Genomic DNA, 24,465 nt, shown 5'->3' on the forward strand with positions numbered 1-24,465 from the left:
GATCCGGTGCCACAGTTACCGGTTCATCATTCAGGGGAAATTCATGGTCCAATCATTCGAAATCGCGGTTTTCGAAGGCGACGGGATCGGGCCGGAAATCACAGCGCCGACCATCCGCATCCTGGAAGCCCTGACAAACGGGCAGGATGATTACCAGCTTGCATTCACCATGGCCCCGGCCGGTGCCGCCCTCTACGCCGCAACCGGTGAAGCGCTGCCGTCCGCCTCGATGGAAACGGCTCGTCGTGCCGACGCCATCCTGCTTGCAGCCATGGGGCTGCCCTCCGTTCGCTACAAGGACGGGACCGAGATCTCGCCACAACTGGATCTGAGAATCGAGCTCGACCTGTTTGCGGGCGTGCGCCCGGTTCGGGTGGTTCCAGGCCAACCTACCCCGCTCAAGCTGTCGGGCGGCCAGACGATCGACTTCGTGCTGATCCGGGAAAGCACCGAAGGCCTGTTTCACTCGAAGGGAAAGGGCGAGGTCACCCGTGATGAAGCGCGCGAGACTCTTCTGATCACCCGCAAGACCAGCGAGAAGCTGTTCCGCTTTGCCTTCGACTATGCCGAACAACGCAAGGCGCTGGGCACCGGCAAGGGCCGGGTAACCTGCGTCGACAAGGCCAACGTGTTTCGCGCCTTCGCCTTTTTTCGCGAGATCTTCGATAGCGTTGCCAGGGACTATTCCCAGCTGACCGCCGACCATGCCTATGTCGACGCTACCGCGTTGTGGATGGTTGAAAAACCCTGGCTCTTCGATGTCATGGTGACGGAGAACATGTTCGGCGACATCTTGTCGGATCTCGGAGCCGGGATCATGGGCGGGCTGGGCTTGGCTCCCTCAGCCGATATCGGGCATAAGCATGCCGTGTTTCAGCCGTGCCATGGCTCCGCACCGGATATTGCCGGCAAGGGCCTGGCCAATCCATTCGCGATGATCCTGTCAGCCGCCATGATGCTTGACTGGCTGGGCACAAAGCACAACATCGAGCAGATGATTTCCGATGGAGCTTTACTGCGCGACGCCGTTTACAAGGTGGTCGCTAATGGGAGCGTCCTTACGCGCGACCTTGGCGGAACCAGCAGCACGGAAACCGCCGCTGATGCGGTTCTGGAAGAAATCACAGCAAAGGCGTGATCGTGGAAAAAACCTTGCGGGTCGCCTGTCTGGGCGCGGGATATTTCAGCCAGTTTCACTTCGACGCCTGGGAACGGATTGAAGAGGTGGAACTGGTCGGCATTGCCGACCGGAACATCGACAAGGCCCGGCCGTCTGGCCATCCGGCGTTCATCAATCTCGAACAGATGCTCGAAGCGACGTCTCCCGATCTTCTCGATATCATCGTACCGCCTCACACCCATCTGGACACGATCAGGGTTGCGCTTGATCATGGCGTCAAGGCCATCATCTGCCAGAAACCGTTCTGCGCCTCCCTTGCGGAAGCCAGGACTGCTGTCTCTCTTGCTGCGAAAGCGGGGGTTCCGCTGATCGTGCACGAAAACTTCCGTTTCCAGCCCTGGTACCGGGAGATGGCCCGTTCCCTTGCCGCCGGCGACATCGGTGATGTCCATCAATTGACCTTTCGCTTGCGCACAGGCGACGGCCAGGGTCCCGAAGCCTATCTCTCGCGCCAGCCCTATTTTCAGAAGATGGAGCGCTTTCTCGTCCACGAAACCGCGGTGCACTGGATCGACACTTTCCGGTTTCTGCTCGGGGACATCCGGGCAGTCTATGCCGATCTGAGAAAGATGAACCCGGTGATCGCAGGTGAGGATGCCGGTTACATCATTTTCGATTTCGATCACGGCGTCCGGGCCATCTTCGACGGCAACCGGCATCTCGATCATGCAGCCGAGAACACCCGCACCACTCTGGGAGAGGCAATTCTGGAAGGCACCACCGGAACGATCACCCTGTCCGGCAACGGCGCCTTGCATCTCCGCCCCTTCGGCGAGAATGCAACCCGGACCCTGCAGGAACCAATCGCATGGCGCGGCTTTGCCGGCGATTGCGTGTTTGCGCTTCAGCGTCATGTCGTCGATGGTCTGCTGGAAGGGCGACCATTCGAAAATACTGCAGCCGATTATCTTCGTGTTATAGAGATCGAGGAAGCGATCTACCGGTCAGCAAGCGAGGGTCGGAAAGAAGGGGTCTAGAGTGTCCGTGGAAGCAAAGTCAAAGTCTCACAGCATTCGGGCGGTGGATGCACTCAGAGCGTTGATTTTTGCGGGCGAACTGCCTCCTGGATCGGATCATCTTGAAAGCGAACTGGCGGAAAAACTCGGAATGTCGAGAACACCGGTCCGGGAGGCCACACTTGTTCTCGAATCGCAAGGACTGCTCGAAGTCCGTCCGCGCAAGGGCGTCCGGATATCGGCCCTGTCCGCCGATGACATGCGTGAAATCTACGAGGTGCTGACCGAACTCGAGAGCCTCGCCGCATCGCTTGCCGCCGACGCCCATTATTCCGAACAGGAATTGTCCCGGCTCAAATCGGCCACACTCGAAATGGAAGCCAGTGTCGCGGCCAATGACCGTGAAGGCTGGGCCCGCGCCGACGCCGCCTTCCACGACGAGCTGGTCCGCCTGGGCGGCAACAAGAGGATCCAGACCATCGTTTCCAATTTCAACGACCAGGTCCGGCGAGCGAGAGCCCTGACGCTGCACATGCGGCCGATGCCTAAGAAATCCAACGAGGACCACCGCGCGCTCTACGAAGCCATAGCCAAGGGTGATTCCACGGCTGCACGGAAGATCCACTGGCGGCACAGGACCGAAGCAAAAGACATGCTGATAAATCTGTTGAACCAGCACGGGCTTCGCCGGGTCTGAACTGGCACTTGCTGCGAAGGCGAGCAAAGGCCGCAGTGACTAAAATTCGCGAGACGGTCCCGACCGGGAAGACGGCTGAATATCGGTCATCGGTTGTGGCCGAGAACTTGGCTCCATTCTCGAGAATATGGACGCGTGCCGCATGCGGCGGCAAACGCACAAGCGCTGCCCTTTTCTGTGAGCGCGGCGTCTTTCGCGCCACATGATAATGTCCGCCCCAATGCGTTGTGTACCGCCTTTGTGCACCAAAACAGCAGTTGCGAATCCCTGAAACTCAACAAGTTGAGTGTTTTCAATGTCTTCAGGGGCAAATGGCGGAGAGGGTGGGATTCGAACCCACGGTGGAGTTGCCCCCACGCCGCATTTCGAGTGCGGTACTTTCGACCACTCAGCCACCTCTCCGCGTCTTTGGTCGGCGCAGCATCACTGCGCGGGCGCTTCCATAACCTCGCAGCGCCTGTTGCACAAGAGGGAAGTTTGCCTGTCTGCTGCCAAACCGGGCCGAACCGCCAATTTGGCTTGACTCAAGACCCCGTCTCACGTATCTCGCGACCCGAATGCGGCGTGGGGCTTCCTGCGCCGTTGGCCTTTGTCTGGGCAAACCGCAGGAGCGGATCCCTGGCAGGCTTCACCCGGCAGTGTCCCCCGCTGGACCCGGCCGATCCGTTCCGACTGGCAAAAAGACGGCCCGCCGCAAGGCGAGAGCCGGACGAACACGAAAGGACAAAAGATGTTCGCAGTCATTAAAACAGGTGGCAAGCAGTACCGCGTCGCCGCCAATGACGTTCTGACGATCGAAAAGCTCGAGGGCGCCGCTGGCGACACCGTCGAGTTCAACGAAATCCTCATGGTCGGCGAAGGCGCCGGCGCAACCGTTGGCGCACCTTTCGTCGAAGGCGCCATGGTCGTTGCCGAAGTTGTCGAGCAGGGCCGCGCCCGCAAGGTCATCGCCTTCAAGAAGCGCCGCCGGCAGAACTCCAAGCGCATTCGCGGTCACCGTCAGCACCAGACCGTCGTCAAGATCACCGACATCCTGACCGGTGGCGCCAAGCCGTCGAAGAAGGCTGCCGCCAAGAAGGAAGCTGCACCCAAGGCAGAAGCTCCGGCAAAGACCGAAGCCGCCGCAACCGCAGCACCCTTGTTCACCGCCCCGGCGGGCGAGCCCGACAATCTGACCAAGATCAAGGGCATCGGCCCGGTCGCAGCCGGTCAGCTCAACGAGCAGGGCATCACCACCTTTGCCCAGGTTGCCGCTCTGAGCGACGCCGACATCACCCGCATCGACGAAGCCATGCCGTTCAGCGCCGACCAGATCTCGGACTGGCGCGAGCAGGCCAAGGCTCTCGCGAAGTAATCAACCGCCCGTTCGGGCCCTGGCGGCCAAAAGCCGCAAACAGACAATCGCCCTTGAGGGCGGAACAGGAGCAGACCCATGGCACACAAAAAAGCTGGCGGTTCCACGCGCAACGGTCGCGATTCGAACTCCAAGCGTCTCGGCGTGAAGAAGTTCGGCGGCGAAGCTGTCATTGCAGGCAACATCATCATTCGTCAGCGCGGAACCAAGTGGCATCCGGGCACTGGCGTCGGCATCGGCAAGGATCACACCATTTTTGCCGTAGAGCCGGGCAATGTTGACTTTCGCAAGACAGCCAACGGCCGAACCTATGTGTCCGTTATCGCGAAAGCCGAAGCAGCGGAATAAGCCGGATCGCATTATGCAAGCCGGCGTCTCATCGACCCGGGCCTTGCAAGGCACCTCCGGAACACCGGACGAAAAAAGGGGAGATGGGACGCCATCTCCCCTTTTTCTTTGTCCAGAACCGGAGAACGACCATGAGACAGGATACACCCAGCAGCCCTAGCGTCAGTGCGCGGGCACCCAGAGACAACCTCAGTGACTGTACGAGCGCGAGCGACACGGAAAGCTTCGAACGGACCGCGTCAAGCTATGACTGCCCCGTTCTGTTGACCGAACACCTCGTCCTGCGCGCGCCCCACGCCGAGGACATCGACGCCATTGCCATTCTCGCCGACAATCCGGCCATCGCCACCATGGTATCGCGCATTCCGCACCCCTATAACCGCGCGGACGCCGAAACCTTTGTGCGAGCCTCCGCCAAACGCGGGAATGGCAATTGCGTCTATGCCATCACCGAGACCGAAACCGGCAAGTTGCTCGGTTGCTGTTCGCTGGAAACCGCCTCGGACGGAAAGGCGCTTGAACTGGGCTACTGGGTCGGTGAGCCGTTTTGGGGGCGCGGCATCGCCACCCAGGCCGTCCACGCCCTTGTTGACATGGCCTTCCGCACCCGCGAGATCGAGCATATCGACGCCCGCTGCCGGGTCATCAACCCTGCTTCCCGCCGGGTGCTGCAGAAAAGCGGCTTCCAGTTCCAGGGAACCGGCATGATCAACGTTCTGGCCATCAACGCCAGCGCCGCGGTTGAATGGTTCCGGCTCGACCGCAAGACCTGGGTCTCGCTGATCAGCTGGTCGAACGAGAGCCGCACCAGGACCCGGTAGCTCGAAAACCTTGCTGCCCGACCAATCCGGCTTGCACGGGGTGGCGTAGAAGGATCATGACACCGAAAGGATTTCGCCATGACCCTTCTGCGCCCTCTTGCTCTCCTGCTGTTTGCAGCCTTCACGTCTGCGCCCGCCTATGCCGCCGATCTCAGGCTTGAGGATTTCTTCAAGGGCAAGACCTATGCCTATGGCTCGTTTGGCGCCATCAACGGCACCAGCCGCAGCTTCCGCGTCGATCTGACCGGCCATGTTCGCGGCAAGGTTCTCACCCTGCGCGAGGATTTCCGCTACGACGACGGCGAGCGCGACACCAAGACATGGGTCTTCACCCGCACCGGGCCGAACACCTATTCCGGCACCCGCGAAGACGTGCTGGGCGAAACCACCGTCCGCCTGTCTGGCAACACCGCCCGCTTCACCTACCGTGTGGATCTCAATCCCGGCGGCAAGCCCAACATCGTCCGCTTCCACGACAAGCTCGTGCTGAAGGACGACGGCACCCTGCGCAACACTGCGCTGGTGACCAAGTTCCTGCTGCCGGTGGCCCGGGTCAAGGTCAATTTCGCCCCGACGCTTGCAGGCGCACAGGCCATCAAACCCTGACGGATCCGGAGCTGAACCCGCGAACCGGGGCGCAATAGGCTTTGACCTCGCGCCTCCGGGCGTTTATCGATGCGCCCAAAGCCGGAGGCTCACGCCGCTCCGGCTGCCTCGCGTTGAAAGCCCGGATCGGTAAAGCCAGATGAAATTCCTCGACGAAACCAAGGTCTATATCCGCTCCGGCGACGGTGGCGCCGGCAGCGTCTCTTTCCGGCGCGAGAAATACATCGAGTTCGGCGGTCCTGATGGCGGCGATGGCGGCCGTGGCGGCGATGTCTGGGTGGAAGCCGTCGACGGCCTCAACACCCTGATCGACTACCGCTTCCAGCAGCATTTCAAGGCCAAGACCGGCGGCCACGGCATGGGCCGCAACCGAACCGGAGCGGGCGGAGACAGCGTCACTCTGAAAGTGCCCGCAGGCACCCAGATCTTCGAGGAAGACAACGAGACGCTTGTTTGCGACCTGACCGAGATCGGCCAGCGCTACCGCCTCGCCGTCGGCGGCAATGGCGGTTTCGGCAATGCCCATTTCAAGTCCGCCACCAACCAGGCTCCGCGCCACGCCAATCCCGGCCTCGAAGGCCAGGAGAAAACCATCTGGCTCAGGCTCAAGCTGATCGCCGATGCGGGCCTGGTCGGCCTGCCCAATGCAGGCAAATCGACCTTTCTTGCCTCCGTCACACGGGCGCGTCCGAAGATCGCCAATTATCCCTTCACCACGCTGCACCCGAATCTCGGTGTCGCCACCATCGATGGCCGCGAATTCGTTCTCGCCGACATTCCCGGCCTGATCGAGGGCGCGCATGAGGGTGTCGGCATCGGCGACCGGTTCCTCGGCCATGTCGAGCGCACCCGCGTGCTTCTGCATCTGGTCTCCGCGCTGGAGGAAGATGTCGCCAAGGCCTACAAGACCGTTCGCCATGAACTTGAAGCCTACGGCCACGGCATTTCCGACAAGCCCGAGGTGGTGGCGCTGAGCCAGGTCGACGTCGTTGACGCAAAGGAGCGCGCCAACAAGGTCCGGGCGCTGAAGAAGGCAGCAGGCCGCGCGCCCTACGAAATCTCCGCCATCACCAGCGAAGGCATGACCGGTGTGCTCCGCGAGCTGCGCGATGTCATCGTTGGCGCCAAGGCGGAGGATGACGCTGCAGAGGCCGGCAAGACCACCGGCAAGGGCGGCACGAAAGACTGAAGATGGCAGGCAATCGCAAACCCGTTGCCGCGCACAAGCGCATTGTCATCAAGATCGGCTCGGCGTTGCTGGTCGACCGCGCCAGTGGTCTGAAGGCTGCATGGCTCGAATCCCTCTGTGCCGATGTCGCTGAACTGAAGCAATCCGGGGCAGAGGTCCTGGTGGTCTCTTCCGGCGCCATCGCCATGGGCCGCACCGTGCTTGGCCTGCCCCCTGGACCGCTCAAGCTCGAGGAAAGCCAGGCCGCCGCCGCCGTCGGCCAGATCGCGCTCGCCCGCGCCTGGTCCTCTAGCCTCTCAACCCACGGCATTGTCGCGGGGCAGATCCTGCTGACGCTGGGCGACACCGAGGAGCGGCGGCGCTATCTCAATGCGCGCGCCACCATGGCCGAGTTGATGCGCCATGGCGCGGTGCCCATCATCAACGAGAACGACACCGTCGCCACCAGCGAAATCCGCTATGGCGACAATGACCGGCTTGCCGCCCGCGTCGCCACCATGGCCGGAGCCGACCTCTTGGTGCTGATGTCCGACATCGACGGGCTTTACACCGCCCCGCCGCATCTCGATCCCGACGCCCGCTTTCTTGAAACCATCGACGCGATCACGCCGGAGATCGAGGCCATGGCGGGTGACGCAGGCTCCGAGCTGTCGCGCGGCGGCATGAAGACCAAGATCGACGCCGGCAAGATTGCCACCGGCGCCGGCTGCGCCATGATCATCGCCTCGGGCAAGACCGATCACCCGCTGTCGGCCATCGACAAGGGTGCGCGATCGAGCTGGTTCCAGCCCTCCGGCACACCGCAGTCGGCGCGCAAGGTCTGGATCGCCGGACAGCTCGAACCCGCAGGCAGGCTGAGCATCGATGCCGGCGCCGAAAAGGCGCTGCGCTCCGGCAAGAGCCTGCTGCCGGCGGGCGTCCGCTCCGTCAGCGGCAACTTCCACCGCGGTGACCCGGTCGCCGTGTGCGATGCGTCCGGGCGCGAGATTGCCCGTGGTCTCAGTGCCTATGACGCCGACGAGGCGCGCCGCATCGCCGGCCGCAAGTCGGCCGAGATCGAGGCCATCCTCGGCTATGCCGGCCGCGCCGCCATGATCCACCGCGACGACATGGTTATCGGCTGAACCGGCCAGACCGGCCTCCCGTCTTTACGCCGTCCCGCCGATTGCGTAAGAAACCTGCCTGATTGCACGCCGGGAGGAGCGCCATGCTCGACAAGACCGTGAGCCAAGCTGACATCGCTGCACTGATGGCCGACATCGGCCGCCGGGCGAAGGCCGCCGCGCGACCGCTTTCGATTGCCCTGACGGATCAGAAGAATGCCGCGCTCAACGCCATGGCTGACGCGATTTCCGCACGCCGCCAGGCAATTCTCGACGCCAATGCGCTTGATGTCGAAGCCGCGCTCGCAAGCGATATGGCGGCTTCCTTTGTCGATCGGCTGAAACTCGATGACAGCCGCATTGACGCGATCAACGACGGTATCCGTGCGATTGCTGCGCTTCCTGATCCGGTCGGCGATGTCATTGCTGAATGGGATCGTCCCAACGGGCTCAGGATCGAACGCGTCCGCACCCCGCTCGGTGTCATCGGCGTGATCTATGAAAGCCGCCCCAATGTCACCGCCGACGCCGGCGCCCTGTGCCTGAAGGCCGGCAACGCCGTCATCCTGCGCGGCGGATCGGACTCGTTCCATTCCTCCCGCGCCATCCATGCCTGCCTGGTCGAGGGTCTGGAAAGCGCCGGCCTGCCCGCCGACGCCATCCAGATGATCCCGGTCAGCGACCGCGCCGCCGTCGGCGAACTGCTGACGGGTCTGGGTGGCACGGTCGATGTCATCGTGCCGCGTGGCGGCAAGAGCCTTGTTGCCCGCGTCCAGGCCGACGCCCGGGTGCCGGTCTTCGCCCATCTTGAGGGCCTGTGCCATATCTATGTCGACAAGTCCGCCGATCCGGCCATGGCCCGCGCCATCGTGGTCAACGCCAAGATGCGCCGCACCGGCATTTGCGGGGCCGCCGAAACCCTGCTGCTCGACAGCGCCATGGACCGTGCGCTTGCAGCCGACATCCTGGCCGATCTGACGGCTGCGGGCTGCGAAGTACACGGAGACAATGCGGTCATCAACCTGATGCCCGCCGCCACCCCGGCGACCGAGGACGACTGGCGCACCGAATATCTCGATGCCATCATCGCAGCGCGGTTTGTCGACGGCATTGATGGCGCCATCGACCATATTGCTCAGTGGTCATCCAGCCACACCGAAGCGGTTATTGCCGAGGATCCGGCCGTGGTCGAGCGCTTCTTCACCGAAGTGGATTCCGCCATCCTGCTGCACAACGCCTCGACCCAGTTCGCCGATGGCGGCGAGTTCGGCATGGGCGCGGAGATCGGCATCGCCACCGGCAAGATGCATGCGCGCGGACCGGTCGGCGTCGAGCAACTGACCTCGTTCAAGTACCGCGTGCGCGGCACGGGCCAGATCCGGCCTTGAACGGAAAACCCGCCAGGGTCCCATCCTACCTGAAGATGCCGCATGTCGAGCCGGGCATGAGCGTCGGCCTGTTCGGCGGGTCGTTCAACCCGCCGCACCAGGGCCACGAACTGGTGGCCGAAATCGCGCTGCGCCGTCTCGGCCTTGATCAGCTGTGGTGGATGGTGACGCCCGGAAATCCGCTGAAGAATCACGACGATCTGGCGAGCCTCGACGAACGCGTGGCGCTCAGCCGGCGGATGGCGCCTGGTCCGCGGGTCAAGGTCACCGCCTTCGAGGCTGCTTACAAGCTGCATTACACCGCCCAGACGCTGGCCTTCGTCAAGGCCCGCAATCCCGGCATCAACTTTGTCTGGATCATGGGTGCGGACAATCTCAGGCACTTCCACAAGTGGCAGAACTGGCGCGGCATTGCCCGCACCTTCCCGATCGCGGTGATCGACAGGCCCGGCTCCACGCTGGCCTATCTGTCCTCGAAGATGGCCAAGACTTTCAGCCACGCCCGCATCGATGAAGACGACGCGGCGATCCTGCCCTTTCTCAGGGCCCCTGCCTGGACCTTCATCCATGGTCCGCGTTCGTCGCTGTCTTCCAGCGCCATCCGCAATGAGCGCGCCACGAATAAGACCGCTGCATCTTGAAAAACCTCTCTGTCCGTGACTATCTTCATGGTGCGTTGCACGCGCGTTGAAGCGCGCAACGGTTGTTGGACTGTTCAGGACAAGGAAAGGAACCACTCTGAGAACAGAACACGCGAAGGGAAACGCCGAAGGCGGTTTCTCGAAAGCAACGGGAAGCGGCGAGCAGGCCGCTCTGCGTCAGCTTGAACTGGTCCGCGACAGCTTGGCGGACTCCAAGGCAGAAGACATCGTAGCCATCGACATTGCAGGCAAATCGGCGCTGGGCGACCACATGGTCGTGGCCTCCGGCCGGTCAAGCCGTCATGTCGCATCGATCTGCGATCGCCTGATCAGCGACCTGAAGGATGCCGGTTTCGGCAATCCGCGGGTTGAGGGTCTTGCGACCGGCGATTGGGTGCTCATCGATGCTGGCGATGTCATCATTCATGTTTTCCGCCCCGAAATCAGGGAATTCTACAACATCGAGAAGATGTGGCAGACCCCCGAGATCGAAGACGGAAAGCTGCACTGACCGGTAGCGACTGAACGGCCACCGAGGCCTTCACGACTGCTGGTCCCGACGATCAGGTTTGCGCCGCCCGGGTCATGCGTGACAGGGCGGCCGCAGGGTATGTTGCGCTGATCCGGAAACAGAAACACGGTTGCCATGCGCATCACCCTCTTTGCCGTCGGACGGCTCAAGGCAGGCCCAGAAAGCGAGCTTGCCAGCCGCTATCTGGATCGCTTCGCCAAATCCGGCGGCGCGCTCGGGCTCGATTTCGCCCGGACTATCGAGGTGGCCGAAAGCCGTGCCTCGACCGCCGAGCAGCGCAAGCGCGAGGAAGCGGCACAGCTGACCCGCGCCATGCCCGAAGGGGCGGCGCTGATTCTTCTCGATGAACGCGGCAAGACACCCGATTCGCCCGGCTTTGCCGACACGCTGGCACGGCTGCGCGACGACGGCCGGCGCGACCTGGTCATCGCCATCGGCGGCGCCGACGGCCTCGACCAGGATCTGCATGCCAAGGCTGACGCCGTCATCTGCTTCGGCCGGATGACCTGGCCGCACCAGCTGGTGCGCATCATGGCCGCGGAGCAGCTCTACCGCGCGGCAACGATCCTCTCGGGTCATCCCTATCACCGGGCATGACCGCCGCATGATATCGGCGAACAGCCGGCTTCCACCGCGGCATCAATGGCTCTCAAAGAATTGATCCGCCGCGGCATCATGGTTCATGGAGCCTTAACGCGGAATTCGCTAGAGTGACGCAATGCGCAGCTCCCGATCCGCACACACAACGCCCGGCACAGCATGCCCTGTGCGAGGTCGCAGCGTGTCGGTGATCCCGTTCCTGCGCAATTCCTTCGTGCTCGGACTGGCCGCCTTCATGCTGTTGGCGCAATCTGCGCTGATCCCCGCGCGAGCCACCGACGCCAACGAACCCGAATCCTCAAGCGTCGCGTCCGATCTCGAACAGGAACAGGAAGCCAGCCGGCTGGAACTTCGATCCGTCGCGGACGAGGCGGAACTGGCGGCCAAGGCCCTCGCGGCCCTGGAAGGCGATATCGCGGCTCTTCGGGCCGACCAGCAGGAGTTAGATCGCAAGATTACCGAAACGGCGGCCCGGCGGACGGATCTGGACCAGCGAATCACAGCCGGCGAACAATCCATGACCGGCCTGTCTGAGCGACAGGAATCGGTACGGCTGTCGCTTCTGTCACGCCGTTCCGTACTGGCCGAAGTGCTCGCGGCTTTGCAGCGCATCGGCCGCGATCCGCCACCGGCGCTGCTGGTCAGCCCCGAGGATGCGCTCTCATCGGTCAGGAGCGCCATCCTGCTCGGCGCTGTGGTTCCCGAGATCCGTGCCGAGACGGCCGCCCTTGCTGCTGACCTGAAAGAACTGGCCACACTGCGCCAGGCCATTGCCAGCGAGCGGGTCTCGCTTGCCGCAGCGCTTGAACAGAACGCCGCCGAGGAGCAGCGTCTTGCCAACCTCGCCGCGGAAAAGGCTGCCCTGCAGGAAGAAAGCCAGCGCCGGCTGGACCGCGAGCGCCAGCGGGCCGAGGCGCTTTCAGTGCGCTCAAGCGAGCTCGAATCGGTCATCGCCTCGCTGGCCGAGGAAATCGTCTCGCTCAGGGAAGCTGCCGAAGCCGCCCGCAAGGCCGAGGAAGAGCGGCAGCGGCAGCTCGCCGAACGGCTCGAGCGCGCCCGCGCCTTCGCCGCCGTCGCCGTGCCCGACAAAAACCGCATTATGCCCGCATATCAGTTCTCGAAATTGTCGGGCACGCTGTCGCATCCGGTGAAGGGAGAGACCGTGCGTCACTTTGGTGCGGATGACGGCACCGGCCACACCCTTGCGGGTGAGGTTCTCGCCACCGATCAGGGCGCGACCGTACACGCCCCGGCCGATGGCTGGATTGCCTATGCCGGCCCGTTCCGCAGCTACGGCCAGGTGGTTATCATCGATACCGGAGAAAACCACCACGTGGTTTTGGCCGGAATGGAACAAATCAAGGTCGCAGCCGGGCGTTTCGTGGTTTCCGGCGAGCCCGTGGCCACCATGGGACAGACGAGATTTGCAGGTTCTGCGGCTTTGTCGCTGGCATCGGAGCGTCCAACGCTCTACATTGAAATCAGGAAAGACGGTCAACCGGTCGATCCGCGGTTGTGGTGGAACGACGATATGTCTTCAAGAAAGGCAAGCAATGATACGTAAGGTGACACTATTGGCAGTAGGCGCTCTGATGGGCGCAACCGCCGTGAGCGCGATCAACTCCTATGGCGGTTCCGCCAACGCGGCAGGAACCGAAACCTATCGTCAGCTCGCCATTTTCGGCAATGTCTTCGAGCGGGTCCGCGCCCAGTATGTGACCCCACCGGAGGAAGACAAGCTGATCGAGAAAGCCATCGACGGCATGCTCACCTCGCTTGATCCGCATTCGAGCTACCTCAACCAGGAAGCCGCGGATGACATGCGGACCCAGACCCGCGGTGAATTTGGCGGACTGGGCATCGAGGTCACCATGGAGGATGAGCTGGTCAAGGTCATCACCCCGATCGACGAGACGCCTGCCGCCCGTGCCGGGGTCCTTGCCGGTGACTTCATCTCCGAAATCGACGGCGAGCCGGTTCGCGGTCTGTCGCTCGGCGAGGCCGTGGACAAGATGCGCGGTCCGGTCAATACCTCGATCGAACTGACCGTTCTGCGCGAAGGTGCCGACCAGCCGATCAAGATCAAGGTTGTCCGCGACATCATCGCCGTCAAGGCGGTCCGCTACCGCGTCGAGGACGATCTGGGCTATCTCCGGGTGATCTCGTTCACCGAGAAGACCTATGACGACCTCTCCGATGCCATCGAGAAGATCTCCGACGAGATCGGCGAGGACAAGCTCAAGGGCTTCGTGCTCGACCTGCGCCTCAATCCGGGCGGTCTGCTCGACCAGGCGATCAGCGTGTCCGACGCCTTCCTTGATCGCGGCGAGATTGTCTCGACCCGCGGCCGCAATCCCGAAGAAACCCGGCGGTTCAACTCCCGTCCGGGGGATCTTACAGGCGGCAAGCCGGTCATCGTCCTGATCAACGGCGGTTCGGCCTCGGCTTCCGAGATCGTCGCCGGCGCGCTGCAGGATCACCGGCGGGCGACTGTTCTGGGGACAAGGTCCTTCGGCAAGGGCTCCGTGCAGACGATCATACCGCTCGATGCCAAGACCGCGCTCAGGCTGACCACGGCGCTTTATTACACGCCGTCGGGCACCTCGATCCAGGGCACCGGCATCAAGCCCGACATCCGTGTCGAGGAGCCGGTTCCCGAGGAACTGCGTGGCCGTGTGAAACCATCCGGCGAGAGCGCGCTGCGTGGCCATATCCAGGGCGAGAACGAGGACGAGGAAGGCTCCGGCTCGATCGCCTATGTTCCGCCGGATCCGAAGGATGACGTTCAGCTGGGCTACGCAATGGACCTTCTGCGCGGCGTCAAGACCGATCCGGCCTTCCCGCCCAATCCGGATCAGGCGTCGATCAAGAACTGACGATCCCGTTTTTCCGCCGCCCCGTTTGCAAAGCTTCGGCTTGCATGCGGGGCGGCGGACTGATTCAATCAGGCCTCATCGGGATTCGGACCAAACATCGTGGACGACAAGATCCATCAACCGCTGGGGCAGAACCGCAAACCAGGGAGCAACCGGGCTGCACGCTCTGGCCATTCCTGGGCCAGCCTGCTGCTCGTCTCAGTCGCCATCTGTGCCGTCATCGGCACTGCCGGGTGGATGGCATTGTCAGGCGGCCGCATCGAGGGTGGCAATACCGTCGTCATGCTTGAACAGCCCGAACCGGCCACGACCGCGGACCCCGCGGGGAGCACGGACGGGCAACCGCCAGCGCCCGGCGCTTCCGGCACGCCGGTCACGACGCCCCGGACCGATGGCGGGCTCAACAGCCTGCACGGACGATCGGGCGCCGAAATCTCGACAACGCTTGGCGAAAACGGTGAGGAGATCAACAAGATCACTCCGGTCAAACGGCCGGACAACCGGCCCGTCCTGCTCAATCCTCCCGGAAGGGTGGGGCAGAACCCGCGCCTGGCTCATCTGCCTGACCCGATGGTGACCGAAGAAACAGCCATGGGGCCACTACCGGTGCGCGGCGCCGATGGTGAGCGCGCCTTCGATATCTATGCACGGCCGTGGTCGGGAGCGCGCGGGACCCGCGTGGTGATCGTCGTCGGAGGGCTGGGTCTCAGCCAGACCGGTACGCAATACGCCATCAAGACGCTGCCTGAAGAGATCACGCTTGCTTTCGCCGCCAATGGCAACAGCCTGCAGCGCTGGATGCAGGAAGCCCGCCGCCAGGGCCACGAGATCCTGCTCCAGGTTCCGTTCGAGCCCTATGATTATCCCGCAAACGATCCCGGCGCCGGCACCCTTACGGTCGAGGCCGGCGCAGACGCCAACCTGGCAGATCTGCACACTGCCATGTCCCGCATCACCAACTACACAGGCATCACCAATTTCATGGGCGGCCGGTTTCTGGCCGAACCTGATGCGCTCGAGCCTGTCATGCGCGATCTCGCCGAACGCGGCATCATGTTCCTGGATGACGGCACGTCGGCCCGCTCGCTGACCGATCAGTTCGCAAAAACACTTGGCATTCCCTTCGCCGCATCCGACTTGGTACTCGACGTCACCCAGGAGCGCGGCTACATTCTTTCCCGGCTCGATGATCTGGAGCGGATAGCCAGACGCAACGGGACCGCCATCGCAGTCGCCTCGGCCTTTGAAGTCAGTGTCGATGCGATCGCAACCTGGGCAGAAGAGGCCAAGGCCCGGGGCATTGAAATTGTTTCGGCTTCGGCCGCCGCCGACGACCCCGAGAGGTAGGCATTCCATGGCGAGCAGTACCCAGCGCAACAAGCATCCGGACAGCCTGCCCTACCGCCTCTGTGTTGGCATCATGGTGCTCAACAGTGAGGGTCTTGTCTGGGCCGGGCGCCGCATCGCCGAAGGCAACACCGAGTATGACGGTTCGCCCCAGCTGTGGCAAATGCCCCAGGGCGGTATCGACGAAGACGAGATCCCGCAACAGGCAGCCCTGCGCGAGCTCTACGAGGAAACCGGGATGAAATCGGTTGAGTTGCTCGCCGAGGCGCCCGACTGGATCGATTACGATCTCCCGGACCATCTCATCGGCATAGGACTCAAGGGAAAATTCCGGGGCCAGCGCCAGCGCTGGTTTGCCATGCGCTTCAGTGGTGATGAATCAGAGATTCGCATCAACCCGCCACCGGGTGGCCACTTGGCGGAATTCGATGCCTGGGCATGGAAGCCCATGCACGACCTTCCGGGCCTGATCGTTCCCTTCAAGCGCAAGGCCTATGATCAGGTGGTTGGCGCCTTTTCTCATCTGGCGGGAATCCGGTCATGAAACTGATCGGGGTGCTGGGCGGACTTGGTTGGGAAGCCACATCCCGGTATTACCGGATGATCAACGAATACACGCAGAAGCAATTGGGCGAGCAGCACACGGCCCGCATCCTGTTGCACACGGTCGATCACGCCGCAATCAAGTACCACAATGGCAGGGGCGATCTGAAAAAGGTCGTGGCGCTGCTGTCGGAAGCGGCCCGGAGTCTGAAGGACGGCGGGGCGGATTTCATCATCATTGCCAACAATGCCATGCATGAGTTTGCCGCCCAGATCGAGGAAGCGTCCGGCATAGATCTTCTGCACATATCCGACCCGACCGGTCAGGAAATCCGCGATGCCGGCTATTCCAGGGTTGCCCTGCTGGGGACGCGTGCCACGATGGAGGGGGATTTCTATTCCGACCGTGTCCTGAGCATCTCCGGCGCCGGGGTGATCACGCCCGACCTGCACGACCGGATCGAAATCAACCGGATCATCTACGACGAGCTGTCACGCGGCGTGCTTCGCTGCGGCGCCAGCAATTATCTCGAGGGCTTGATTGAAACCCTCCGCCGCCGTGGTGCCGAGGCCATCGTGCTGGGCTGTTCCGAACTGACGGCAGCTGTAACGCCCGATCGTGACAACGTCCGGATCTATGACACGACACGGCTGCACGCAAAGGCCGCGGCAAAGCGCGCACTGGAAGTCAGCTATGCCTGAACGGAAATGCATAGCCGGCAAAGTGATCTATCGGTCATCCATCGCTGGCGATTTGCCGGCCATTGCGCGGCTCGAAACCCTCAGTGATGTCCCGGATGGTTCCGGCCTGTCCGAAGCCCTCATTGCACTCCCCGCCGACACGCTTTCCTTCGTCGCCGAACTTGATGGACACATCATCGGCCACACAGTGCTGACAGCGGTTGCCGGGCCGGACCGGGCCCTTGCGCTGGCTCCACTGGTCATTCTGCCCGCCTACCGGGACATGCAGATCGGCACCGGGTTGGTCCGCCACGCATTGAACCAGGCCCGCGCACAAGGCTGGAAGTCGGTCTTCGTCTATGGTCAGCCGGATTACTATTGCCGGTTCGGGTTCAAGTCACAGCTTGCAGACGGCGCGGACAGCCCCCTGCAGGGGCAGCGTTTCCTGGCGCTGGAGCTGCGCAAGGATGCGCTTTTCGGTTGGTCCGGCCCCGCGGCCTACCCGGAGCCCTATCTCAAGCGCATGAAATCAAAGGCGCGAAACTGAGTATTCGCATCACAGCCATGAATCATCTGAAAAACAAAAAGGCGGCCCGCAGGCCGCCTGGATGACTATCCGACTGAAACACCGTCGCTGCTGATCAGATCGCCGCTTCCAGCGTTGTCAGATGGTCGAGATATTCCTGCGCCTTCTGCCGGACCGCATCGCTGGATGCATCCGCCACGTCTTCACGTGCGTCCTGGATCCGCTTGCCAAGGTCGTCGCGGTCGATATCGGTCACGGCAACGGCAGACTCGGCCAGCAGGGTGCAGCCTTCAGGCAGAATGTCGACAAAGCCGCCGAAGACCACGAAGCGATCGCTTTTCCCGTCAGACGTAACAACCGTCACCACGCCGGGCTTGATCGTGGTCATGGTCGGAGCATGATGCGCCATCACCGTCATTTCGCCGTCGGTGCCGGGAATGACGACTTCGGACACGGTCGCCGACAAGAGCAGCCGTTCCGGGGATACGAGTTCAAAATTGAAGCTGTCAGCCATGACGTTCACTTTATCGCAGTGCTGTTCGGATGCGCCGCGCAGGCTGGCCGTGGCCTTCCTGCGCGGGCAATTTCATGATTAGGCGACTTCGGCGGCCAGGCGCTGGGCCTTTTCTACGGCCTCTTCGATGGTGCCGACCATGTAGAATGCCGGCTCCGGAAGGTGGTCGTAATCGCCGTTCACCAGGCCCTTGAAGCCCTTGATGGTGTCAGCGAGGTCAACCAGCTTGCCCGGCGAACCGGTGAACACTTCAGCCACGAAGAACGGCTGCGACAGGAAGCGTTCGACCTTGCGGGCGCGGGCCACGGTGACCTTGTCCTCTTCCGACAGCTCGTCCATGCCGAGAATGGCGATGATGTCCTGAAGCGACTTGTACCGCTGCAGAATTTCCTGGACTTCACGGGCAACCTCGTAATGCTCTTCACCGATGATCAACGGATCAAGCATACGCGAGTTGGAGTCGAGCGGGTCAACCGCCGGATAGATGCCCTTTTCAGCGATCGAACGGTTCAACACCGTCGTTGCATCAAGGTGGGCAAAGGTCGAGGCGGGCGCCGGGTCGGTCAAGTCATCGGCCGGTACGTAAACGGCCTGCACCGAGGTGATTGAACCCTTGTTGGTTGTCGTGATCCGCTCCTGCATCGCACCCATGTCGGTGCTCAAGGTCGGCTGATAGCCCACAGCAGACGGAATACGGCCGAGAAGCGCCGACATTTCCGAACCGGCCTGGGTAAAGCGGAAGATGTTGTCAACGAAGAACAACACGTCCTGGCCTTCGTCGCGGAACTGTTCGGCAATTGTCAGGCCGGTCAGCGCGACACGGGCACGCGCACCTGGAGGCTCGTTCATCTGACCGAACACGAGGGCGCACTTGGAGCCTTCGCCGCCGCCTTCCTTGTTCACGCCGGATTCGATCATCTCGTGATAGAGATCGTTGCCTTCGCGGGTACGTTCGCCAACACCGGCAAACACCGAGTAACCGCCGTGGGCTTTCGCGATGTTGTTGATCAGTTCCTGAATGAGAACCGTCTTGCCAACGCCGGCGCCGCCGAACAGGCCGATCTTACCGCCACGTGCATAAGGAGCCAGCAGGTCGACGACCTTGATGCCGGTGACCAGAATTTCTGCTTCAGTCGACTGTTCGCTGAATTCAGGAGCCTCCTGGTGAATGGAGCGGCGTGCCTTTGTCTTGACCGGACCGGCGTCATCCACCGGTTCGCCGATCACGTTCAGGATGCGGCCGAGAGTTTCCGCGCCGACCGGCACCGAGATCGAATCGCCGGTGTCGACAACCTTCTGGCCGCGAACCAGACCTTCGGTCGAGTCCATGGCGATGGTGCGAACCGTGTTTTCACCCAGGTGCTGCGCCACTTCCAACACCAGGCGGTTGCCCATGTTGTCGGTTTCGAGCGCGTTCAGGATGGTCGGCAGCGCGCCTTCATCGAACGTCACGTCAACAACCGCACCGATGACCTGCGTCACGCGGCCGACTGCACCGGACTTGGCTGCAGCGCTTTTGACTGCGCTCGCCTTTGTCGCTGCTGCTGCGGGCTTCTTAGCCGCTGCGGGTTTTTTTGCCGCTGCGGGCTTGGTTGCCGGGGTAGCTGCCTTAGCCATGTATCTTACCCTCTTCCGTGTACCTTAGAGCGCTTCCGCGCCCGAAATGATTTCAATGAGTTCCTTGGTGATCTGCGCCTGCCGCTGACGGTTGTAGCTCATCGACAGCTTGTCGATCATCTCGCCAGCATTGCGGGTTGCGTTGTCCATAGCGGACATTTTCGCGCCCATCTCACCTGCAACATTCTCAAGCAGCGCCCTGAAGATCTGCACCTTGATCGAACGCGGCAGCAAATCCTCGAGGATTTCCTCTGCGCTCGGTTCGTAGTCATAGATCGCCGATGCGCTTGCGTCCGCATCAGCCGTTCCTGCCGAAGCGGGGATCAGCTGTTGCGCTGTCGGGACCTGGCTGATCACCGACTTGAACTCCGAGTAGAACAGGGTGCAGACGTCAAAGCCGCCCTGATCGAACAAGCCCATGACCTTTTCCGCGACCGTTTCGGCCTGGGCAAAGCTCATCTGCTTGACGTCACGGAAATCCACGCGCTCGATGATCATCGATGCGTATTCCCGGCGAAGGATGTCGTAGCCCTTCTTGCCGACGCAGAGGATCTTGACGGTCTTTCCGTCAGCCACAAGCCGGCGCACATGATCGCGCGCAAAACGCGCAATCTGGCTGTTGAAGCCACCGCACATGCCACGTTCGGCGGTGCAGACAACCAACAGATGCGTGTCGTCCTTGCCGGTGCCGGTCATCAGCTGCGGTGCATCGTCACCGCTGCCGACTGCCTCGGCGATGTTCGACATCACTGCCGCCATTCGCTGCGAATAGGGCCGTGCGGCCTCGGCCGCCTCCTGCGCACGCCGAAGCTTCGCCGCGGCGACCATCTGCATCGCCTTGGTGATCTTCTGCGTCGCCTTGACGGAGGCGATCCGGTTTTTCAGATCCTTGAGTGAAGGCATCCGTTATCCGTCCTCGGTCTGTTGCCGTTAGGCAAAGGTTTTGGCGAAAGCGTCGATAGCCGACTTCAGCTGAGACTTGGTGTCGTCGCTGATAGCCTTCTCCTTGCGGATGGTCTCCAGCACGTCCTTGCCTTCGCTGCGCATGTAAGCCAGCAGGCCCTGCTCGAACTTGCCGACCTGGCGGACGGCGATCTTGTCGAGATAGCCATTCACGCCGGCAAAGATCACGGCAACCTGTTCTTCCGTCTTCAGCGGCGAGAACTGCGGCTGCTTGAGCAGCTCGGTCAGGCGCGCACCGCGGTTGAGAAGGCGCTGGGTCGCTGCATCGAGGTCGGAGCCGAACTGCGCGAACGCAGCCATTTCACGATACTGGGCAAGCTCGCCCTTGATCGAACCGGCAACCTGCTTCATCGCCTTGATCTGTGCCGACGATCCCACGCGGGACACCGACAGACCGACGTTCACGGCCGGGCGGATACCCTGGAAGAACAGATCGGTTTCAAGGAAGATCTGACCGTCGGTGATCGAGATCACGTTGGTCGGGATGTAGGCCGACACGTCGTTGGCCTGGGTTTCGATCACCGGCAGAGCGGTCAGCGAACCCGAACCATTGTCTTCGTTCAGCTTCGCAGCGCGCTCAAGCAGGCGCGAGTGAAGGTAGAAAACGTCGCCGGGATAAGCTTCACGGCCCGGAGGACGGCGAAGCAGCAGCGACATCTGGCGATAGGCAACGGCCTGCTTGGACAGATCGTCATAGGCGATCAGGGCATGCTTGCCGCTGTCCCGGAAATACTCGCCCATGGCGCAACCGGCGAACGGAGCCAGGAACTGCATCGGGGCCGGATCGGATGCCGTCGCGGCAATCACGATCGAGTACTTCATCGCGCCGCGATCCTCGAGGATCTTGACGAACTGGGCAACCGTCGAACGCTTCTGACCGACAGCCACGTAAACGCAGAACAGCTTTTCAGCTTCCGGGCCGTTTTCATGGATCGGCTTCTGGTTCAGGAAAGTGTCGAGAATGATCGCGGTCTTGCCGGTCTGGCGGTCACCAATGATCAGCTCGCGCTGGCCACGGCCGACCGGGATCAGCGCATCGATGGCCTTGAGGCCGGTCGACATCGGCTCATGCACCGACTTGCGGGGCATGATGCCCGGAGCCTTGACGTCCACGCGGGCGCGGGTCTTGGACTTGATCGGGCCCTTGCCGTCGATCGGGTTGCCGAGCGCGTCAACGACGCGGCCCAGCAGTTCCGGACCAACCGGAACGTCCACGATGGCGCCGGTCCGCTTGACGATGTCGCCTTCCTTGATGTCCCGGTCGGAACCGAAAATCACGACGCCGACATTGTCGGCTTCAAGGTTGAGCGCCATGCCGCGAATTCCGCCGGGGAATTCGACCATTTCACCAGCCTGGACATTGTCGAGGCCGTAAACGCGGGCAATACCGTCACCGACGGACAGAACCTGACCAACTTCGGAAACTTCGGCTTCCTTGCCGAAATTCTTGATTTGATCCTTGAGAATTGCGGAAATTTCCGCGGCGCGGATATCCATCAGCCAACCTCTTTCAGTGCATGCTTAAGGGTGGAAAGTTTAGTGCGAAGCGATGTGTCGACCTGACGCGAGCCGATCTTGACGATCAGACCACCCAGCAGCGACGCATCGACTGTGACGTCGAGCGTCACTGTTTTCCCAGTCACGCTTGCGAGCGCGGCCTTGAGTTCTTTTTCCTGAGCCGCGGACAGCGCATGCGCTGTCTTCACGTCGGCGGTCACTTCGCCGCGCTCGCGCGCAACGGTCTCGTGATAGGACTGGATGATCGCAGGCACGGCGAAAAGCCGGCGGTTGCGGGCAACGACCTTGAGGAAGTTGCCGACCAGGCCGGAAATACCTGCCTTGTCGATCAGCGCCAGGATCGAGCGCGACTGGTCTTCGGCCGAAAAAACGGGGCTGTTGACGAGGCGCTGCAGGTCAGCGCTGCCGTCGATCATGGCCTGAAAACGGTTCAGATCCTTGGCTACGGCGTCAATCGACTTGGCGTCTGCCGCCAGCTCGTAAAGCGAGGAAGCATACCGTTCAGCGACACCGGAAATTTGATGGGAGTTATCTGCCACGGGCGGGATTGTCTCTCATTGCCATCCAAACACCTGCGCTTGACCGAAAGCCGGAAAGGCAAGCCTCTGAATTTGTTACGGTAAATTTCGGAGAACCCAAGCTCGAAAGTTCGTTTTTCCCGAAATGCGCGGTCCGTCTAGCATAGAGCGCGGGGAGTCGCAACACGCCGGGTGCGGCATAACGCACCTGCTTTAGGATGAGACCGCTTCCTGATGCGCCCGCAATGCGCTTGAATCGACCGCGCCGGCTCAGATCCATCCCAGCCCGTAGAGCAGCGGCGCCGCCGCCAGCAGGATTTCGATCACCACGGACGCCAGGTTGAAAAAGGTCACGCCCCGGTCCGACATCATCGAGATGATCCGGCCGAAAGCCGTGAACGCCCAGCCGGCCCCGATGGCCAGATAGATCAGCGGCTGGGCAAACAGCATGGCGCAGAGGCCCACGCCGAGATAGAACCCGGCCATCGTGGCCCGCGCTTCCGACACCGCTTCGGGATGATCGGGCAGGGTCTGCAGCCTGAGGATCCTGAGCGACAGCCGCGGCGCGAACAGCAGCATCAGGCCGAAAAGAATGGTCACCAGCGCTGAGGACCAGGCCAGCCACTCACCCTGTGTCGTCGGCCAATAGAATTCGATCATTCCCGCATCTCCGTTTCCTCTCCGGCTGCCTCGTGACCTGTCAGCCCTTGAGCATCCGGCAAATCGCCGCCCCGTCGCGTCAGAGCCTTACCACGGCGTGAGCGCCCGCCAAAGTCCTGCCACGTGCTCCCGGGCTCCTGGCGGGGCTTCCGGCAAACCGCCCGGCGCGCAGCCTTCAACTGCCCCGCGGGTCAGCCGCCTGCCGCCGCCTTGCGCTCGGCGCGGGCGATCTGCCGCTCCCGGTTCATGATGTAGATGCCGCTGATACAGATGATCGACGCGCCGAGGATGGTCCAGCCGTCGGGCACGTCGCCGAAGACGATGAAACCGAGCGCCGTCATCCACAGAAGCTGGCTATAGACGAACGGCGCCACCTTCGAGGCGCTGGCCCGCCGGCTGGCCTTGACCAGCAGCGCGTGCCCGCCGAGCCCCATCACCCCGAGACTGGCCAGCAGCACCCAGTCGAACAGCGACGACGGCATCTGCCCGTAGATGAGCGCCGGGGGCGCCATCAGCACCGTCGCGAAGATCGAGGAATAGAACACCAGACTCGCCTGGCTTTCCTGCATCGCCAGGTTCCGGGTCAGGATCGAGTAGAGCGAATAGGTCACGGTCGCCAGAATCGACCAGATGATCGACAGCGAGAACACGTCGGTGCCCGGCCGCACCACGATCAGCACGCCGACGAAGCCGACCATGATCGCCGCCCATCGACGCGGGCCCGCCCATTCGCCGAGCAGCGGCCCGGCCATCGCCGTCACCAGCATCGGCACCGAGAGAAAGATGCTGATCGTTTGCGCCAGCTGCAATTCGCGCAATGCCAGGAAGTTGAACAGCGTCGTTGCCGGCAACAGAAGCCCGCGCAGGATCTGCAAAGGCGCGTTCTTCATCCGGTACATGTCGGCCCGGCGCCACCCCTGGAAGGCGACGAGCGATATCACCGTGTGGCTCAGGAACCGGCACCAGACCACGAAGATCGCCGCATAGCCGGCGGTGACCAGGTACTTAGCGCCGGTGTCGAGCACGGCGAAACACATGAAGGTGCAAAGCGCCAGCACCATCGCCACCGGCGGCATGGCTTCGCGGTCGACATCGTGCCGCGCCGGGCGGTGATTGGGTATGGGATCCAAGGTGAAGCTTTTCCTGATGTAACCGAACCGGCCCGGAACCCGGGCCGAACAAGACCTGAAGCGGGGGAGCGGCAGGCCGGGCAGATGCTCGCGCCACACCGTCCGGGCCGCGCTGCACCCCAGACATGCACCGCAACCACGCGCCTGTCAAAGCCTC

The 24,465-nt window shown here is 62.4% G+C and carries 26 protein-coding genes and 1 tRNA gene; 19 read left to right on the forward strand and 8 right to left on the reverse strand.

Annotation, left to right across the window (positions count from 1 at the left end):
• The first annotated feature begins 43 nt into the window (after nt 1–43).
• From GTW23_RS10525 to GTW23_RS10535, 3 genes are read left to right on the forward strand one after another with little or no spacing between them, the layout of a single operon-like run.
• Complete coding sequence (locus GTW23_RS10525; RefSeq protein WP_252915713.1) at nt 44–1,138, forward strand: isocitrate/isopropylmalate dehydrogenase family protein; 1,095 nt, start codon at nt 44–46, stop codon at nt 1,136–1,138.
• 2 nt (nt 1,139–1,140) lie between these two features.
• Nucleotides 1,141–2,157, forward strand: coding sequence for a Gfo/Idh/MocA family protein (locus GTW23_RS10530; RefSeq protein WP_252915715.1), 1,017 nt, complete (start codon nt 1,141–1,143; stop codon nt 2,155–2,157).
• Nucleotides 2,158–2,200: 43 nt separating this feature from the next.
• Complete coding sequence (locus GTW23_RS10535) at nt 2,201–2,833, forward strand: GntR family transcriptional regulator (RefSeq protein ID WP_252915717.1); 633 nt, start codon at nt 2,201–2,203, stop codon at nt 2,831–2,833.
• 312 nt (nt 2,834–3,145) lie between these two features.
• Here GTW23_RS10535 and GTW23_RS10540 read toward each other — a convergent pair.
• A tRNA-Ser gene (locus GTW23_RS10540) sits at nt 3,146–3,235 on the reverse strand.
• Between the two features lie 328 nt (nt 3,236–3,563).
• Between GTW23_RS10540 and GTW23_RS10545 the strand changes: the two genes are divergently transcribed.
• From GTW23_RS10545 to GTW23_RS10620, 16 genes are all read left to right on the forward strand, one after another.
• Nucleotides 3,564–4,187 (forward strand): 50S ribosomal protein L21, encoded by a 624-nt coding sequence (locus GTW23_RS10545; protein WP_152011231.1) that lies wholly within the window; start codon nt 3,564–3,566, stop codon nt 4,185–4,187.
• A gap of 78 nt (nt 4,188–4,265) precedes the next feature.
• A complete protein-coding gene (gene rpmA / locus GTW23_RS10550; protein ID WP_252915719.1) occupies nt 4,266–4,535 on the forward strand; it encodes a 50S ribosomal protein L27 in 270 nt (89 codons plus the stop codon).
• A 131-nt stretch (nt 4,536–4,666) separates the two neighbouring features.
• Entirely contained in the window at nt 4,667–5,356 is a 690-nt protein-coding gene (locus GTW23_RS10555; protein ID WP_252915721.1) for a GNAT family N-acetyltransferase, read from the forward strand.
• 78 nt (nt 5,357–5,434) lie between these two features.
• A complete protein-coding gene (locus GTW23_RS10560; protein ID WP_252915722.1) occupies nt 5,435–5,962 on the forward strand; it encodes a DUF3833 family protein in 528 nt (175 codons plus the stop codon).
• Nucleotides 5,963–6,101: 139 nt separating this feature from the next.
• Nucleotides 6,102–7,151, forward strand: a complete 1,050-nt coding sequence (obgE, locus tag GTW23_RS10565; protein ID WP_252915724.1) for a GTPase ObgE — start codon at nt 6,102–6,104, stop codon at nt 7,149–7,151.
• 2 nt (nt 7,152–7,153) lie between these two features.
• Complete coding sequence (proB, locus tag GTW23_RS10570) at nt 7,154–8,275, forward strand: glutamate 5-kinase (protein WP_252915725.1); 1,122 nt, start codon at nt 7,154–7,156, stop codon at nt 8,273–8,275.
• Nucleotides 8,276–8,358: 83 nt separating this feature from the next.
• Nucleotides 8,359–9,642: a glutamate-5-semialdehyde dehydrogenase gene (locus tag GTW23_RS10575; protein ID WP_252915726.1), complete on the forward strand. Its 1,284-nt coding sequence runs from the start codon at nt 8,359–8,361 to the stop codon at nt 9,640–9,642.
• Nucleotides 9,643–9,677: 35 nt separating this feature from the next.
• A complete protein-coding gene (locus GTW23_RS10580) occupies nt 9,678–10,283 on the forward strand; it encodes a nicotinate-nucleotide adenylyltransferase (protein ID WP_152011720.1) in 606 nt (201 codons plus the stop codon).
• Nucleotides 10,284–10,353: 70 nt separating this feature from the next.
• On the forward strand, nt 10,354–10,794 hold the full coding sequence (gene rsfS, locus GTW23_RS10585) for a ribosome silencing factor (RefSeq protein WP_382265204.1): 441 nt from the start codon (nt 10,354–10,356) through the stop codon (nt 10,792–10,794).
• 135 nt (nt 10,795–10,929) lie between these two features.
• Complete coding sequence (gene rlmH, locus GTW23_RS10590; protein ID WP_252915727.1) at nt 10,930–11,412, forward strand: 23S rRNA (pseudouridine(1915)-N(3))-methyltransferase RlmH; 483 nt, start codon at nt 10,930–10,932, stop codon at nt 11,410–11,412.
• 184 nt (nt 11,413–11,596) lie between these two features.
• On the forward strand, nt 11,597–12,979 hold the full coding sequence (locus GTW23_RS23500) for a murein hydrolase activator EnvC family protein (RefSeq protein ID WP_252915728.1): 1,383 nt from the start codon (nt 11,597–11,599) through the stop codon (nt 12,977–12,979).
• Entirely contained in the window at nt 12,969–14,291 is a 1,323-nt protein-coding gene (locus GTW23_RS10600; RefSeq protein WP_152011221.1) for a S41 family peptidase, read from the forward strand. The genes GTW23_RS23500 and GTW23_RS10600 overlap by 11 nt, the downstream gene beginning before the upstream one ends.
• A 99-nt stretch (nt 14,292–14,390) precedes the next feature.
• A complete protein-coding gene (locus GTW23_RS10605) occupies nt 14,391–15,638 on the forward strand; it encodes a divergent polysaccharide deacetylase family protein (protein ID WP_152011220.1) in 1,248 nt (415 codons plus the stop codon).
• Nucleotides 15,639–15,645: 7 nt separating this feature from the next.
• Nucleotides 15,646–16,182 (forward strand): RNA pyrophosphohydrolase, encoded by a 537-nt coding sequence (locus GTW23_RS10610; RefSeq protein ID WP_252915730.1) that lies wholly within the window; start codon nt 15,646–15,648, stop codon nt 16,180–16,182.
• The gene (locus GTW23_RS10615; protein WP_252915731.1) at nt 16,179–16,883 is read left to right on the forward strand and encodes an aspartate/glutamate racemase family protein; all 705 of its coding nucleotides are present in this window, start codon (nt 16,179–16,181) and stop codon (nt 16,881–16,883) included. The genes GTW23_RS10610 and GTW23_RS10615 overlap by 4 nt, the downstream gene beginning before the upstream one ends.
• The gene (locus GTW23_RS10620) at nt 16,876–17,409 is read left to right on the forward strand and encodes a GNAT family N-acetyltransferase (protein ID WP_252915733.1); all 534 of its coding nucleotides are present in this window, start codon (nt 16,876–16,878) and stop codon (nt 17,407–17,409) included. The genes GTW23_RS10615 and GTW23_RS10620 overlap by 8 nt, the downstream gene beginning before the upstream one ends.
• A gap of 94 nt (nt 17,410–17,503) precedes the next feature.
• Here the strand turns inward: GTW23_RS10620 and GTW23_RS10625 are convergent, their stop codons facing one another.
• The 7 genes from GTW23_RS10625 to GTW23_RS10655 all read right to left on the reverse strand — a co-directional run bounded on the left by GTW23_RS10625 (nt 17,504) and on the right by GTW23_RS10655 (nt 24,308).
• Nucleotides 17,504–17,902 carry a F0F1 ATP synthase subunit epsilon gene (locus GTW23_RS10625; protein ID WP_152011216.1) on the reverse strand — a complete coding sequence of 133 codons (399 nt, stop codon included), beginning with the start codon at nt 17,900–17,902 and terminating at the stop codon, nt 17,504–17,506.
• Nucleotides 17,903–17,980: 78 nt separating this feature from the next.
• On the reverse strand, nt 17,981–19,519 hold the full coding sequence (gene atpD / locus GTW23_RS10630) for a F0F1 ATP synthase subunit beta (RefSeq protein ID WP_152011215.1): 1,539 nt from the start codon (nt 19,517–19,519) through the stop codon (nt 17,981–17,983).
• A 24-nt stretch (nt 19,520–19,543) separates the two neighbouring features.
• Nucleotides 19,544–20,422, reverse strand: coding sequence for a F0F1 ATP synthase subunit gamma (locus GTW23_RS10635; RefSeq protein ID WP_152011214.1), 879 nt, complete (start codon nt 20,420–20,422; stop codon nt 19,544–19,546).
• Between the two features lie 27 nt (nt 20,423–20,449).
• On the reverse strand, nt 20,450–21,979 hold the full coding sequence (atpA, locus tag GTW23_RS10640; protein WP_152011213.1) for a F0F1 ATP synthase subunit alpha: 1,530 nt from the start codon (nt 21,977–21,979) through the stop codon (nt 20,450–20,452).
• A complete protein-coding gene (locus GTW23_RS10645; RefSeq protein ID WP_152011212.1) occupies nt 21,979–22,539 on the reverse strand; it encodes a F0F1 ATP synthase subunit delta in 561 nt (186 codons plus the stop codon). The genes atpA and GTW23_RS10645 overlap by 1 nt, the downstream gene beginning before the upstream one ends.
• A gap of 249 nt (nt 22,540–22,788) precedes the next feature.
• Nucleotides 22,789–23,178 carry an AGROH133_08824 family phage infection protein gene (locus GTW23_RS10650; RefSeq protein ID WP_290128950.1) on the reverse strand — a complete coding sequence of 130 codons (390 nt, stop codon included), beginning with the start codon at nt 23,176–23,178 and terminating at the stop codon, nt 22,789–22,791.
• Between the two features lie 191 nt (nt 23,179–23,369).
• The gene (locus GTW23_RS10655) at nt 23,370–24,308 is read right to left on the reverse strand and encodes a DMT family transporter (protein ID WP_252915734.1); all 939 of its coding nucleotides are present in this window, start codon (nt 24,306–24,308) and stop codon (nt 23,370–23,372) included.
• Nucleotides 24,309–24,465: the final 157 nt, after the last annotated feature.

The sequence above is a fragment of the Parahoeflea alexandrii genome (genome assembly GCF_024105735.1).
GTDB lineage: Bacteria > Pseudomonadota > Alphaproteobacteria > Rhizobiales > Rhizobiaceae > Hoeflea > Hoeflea alexandrii.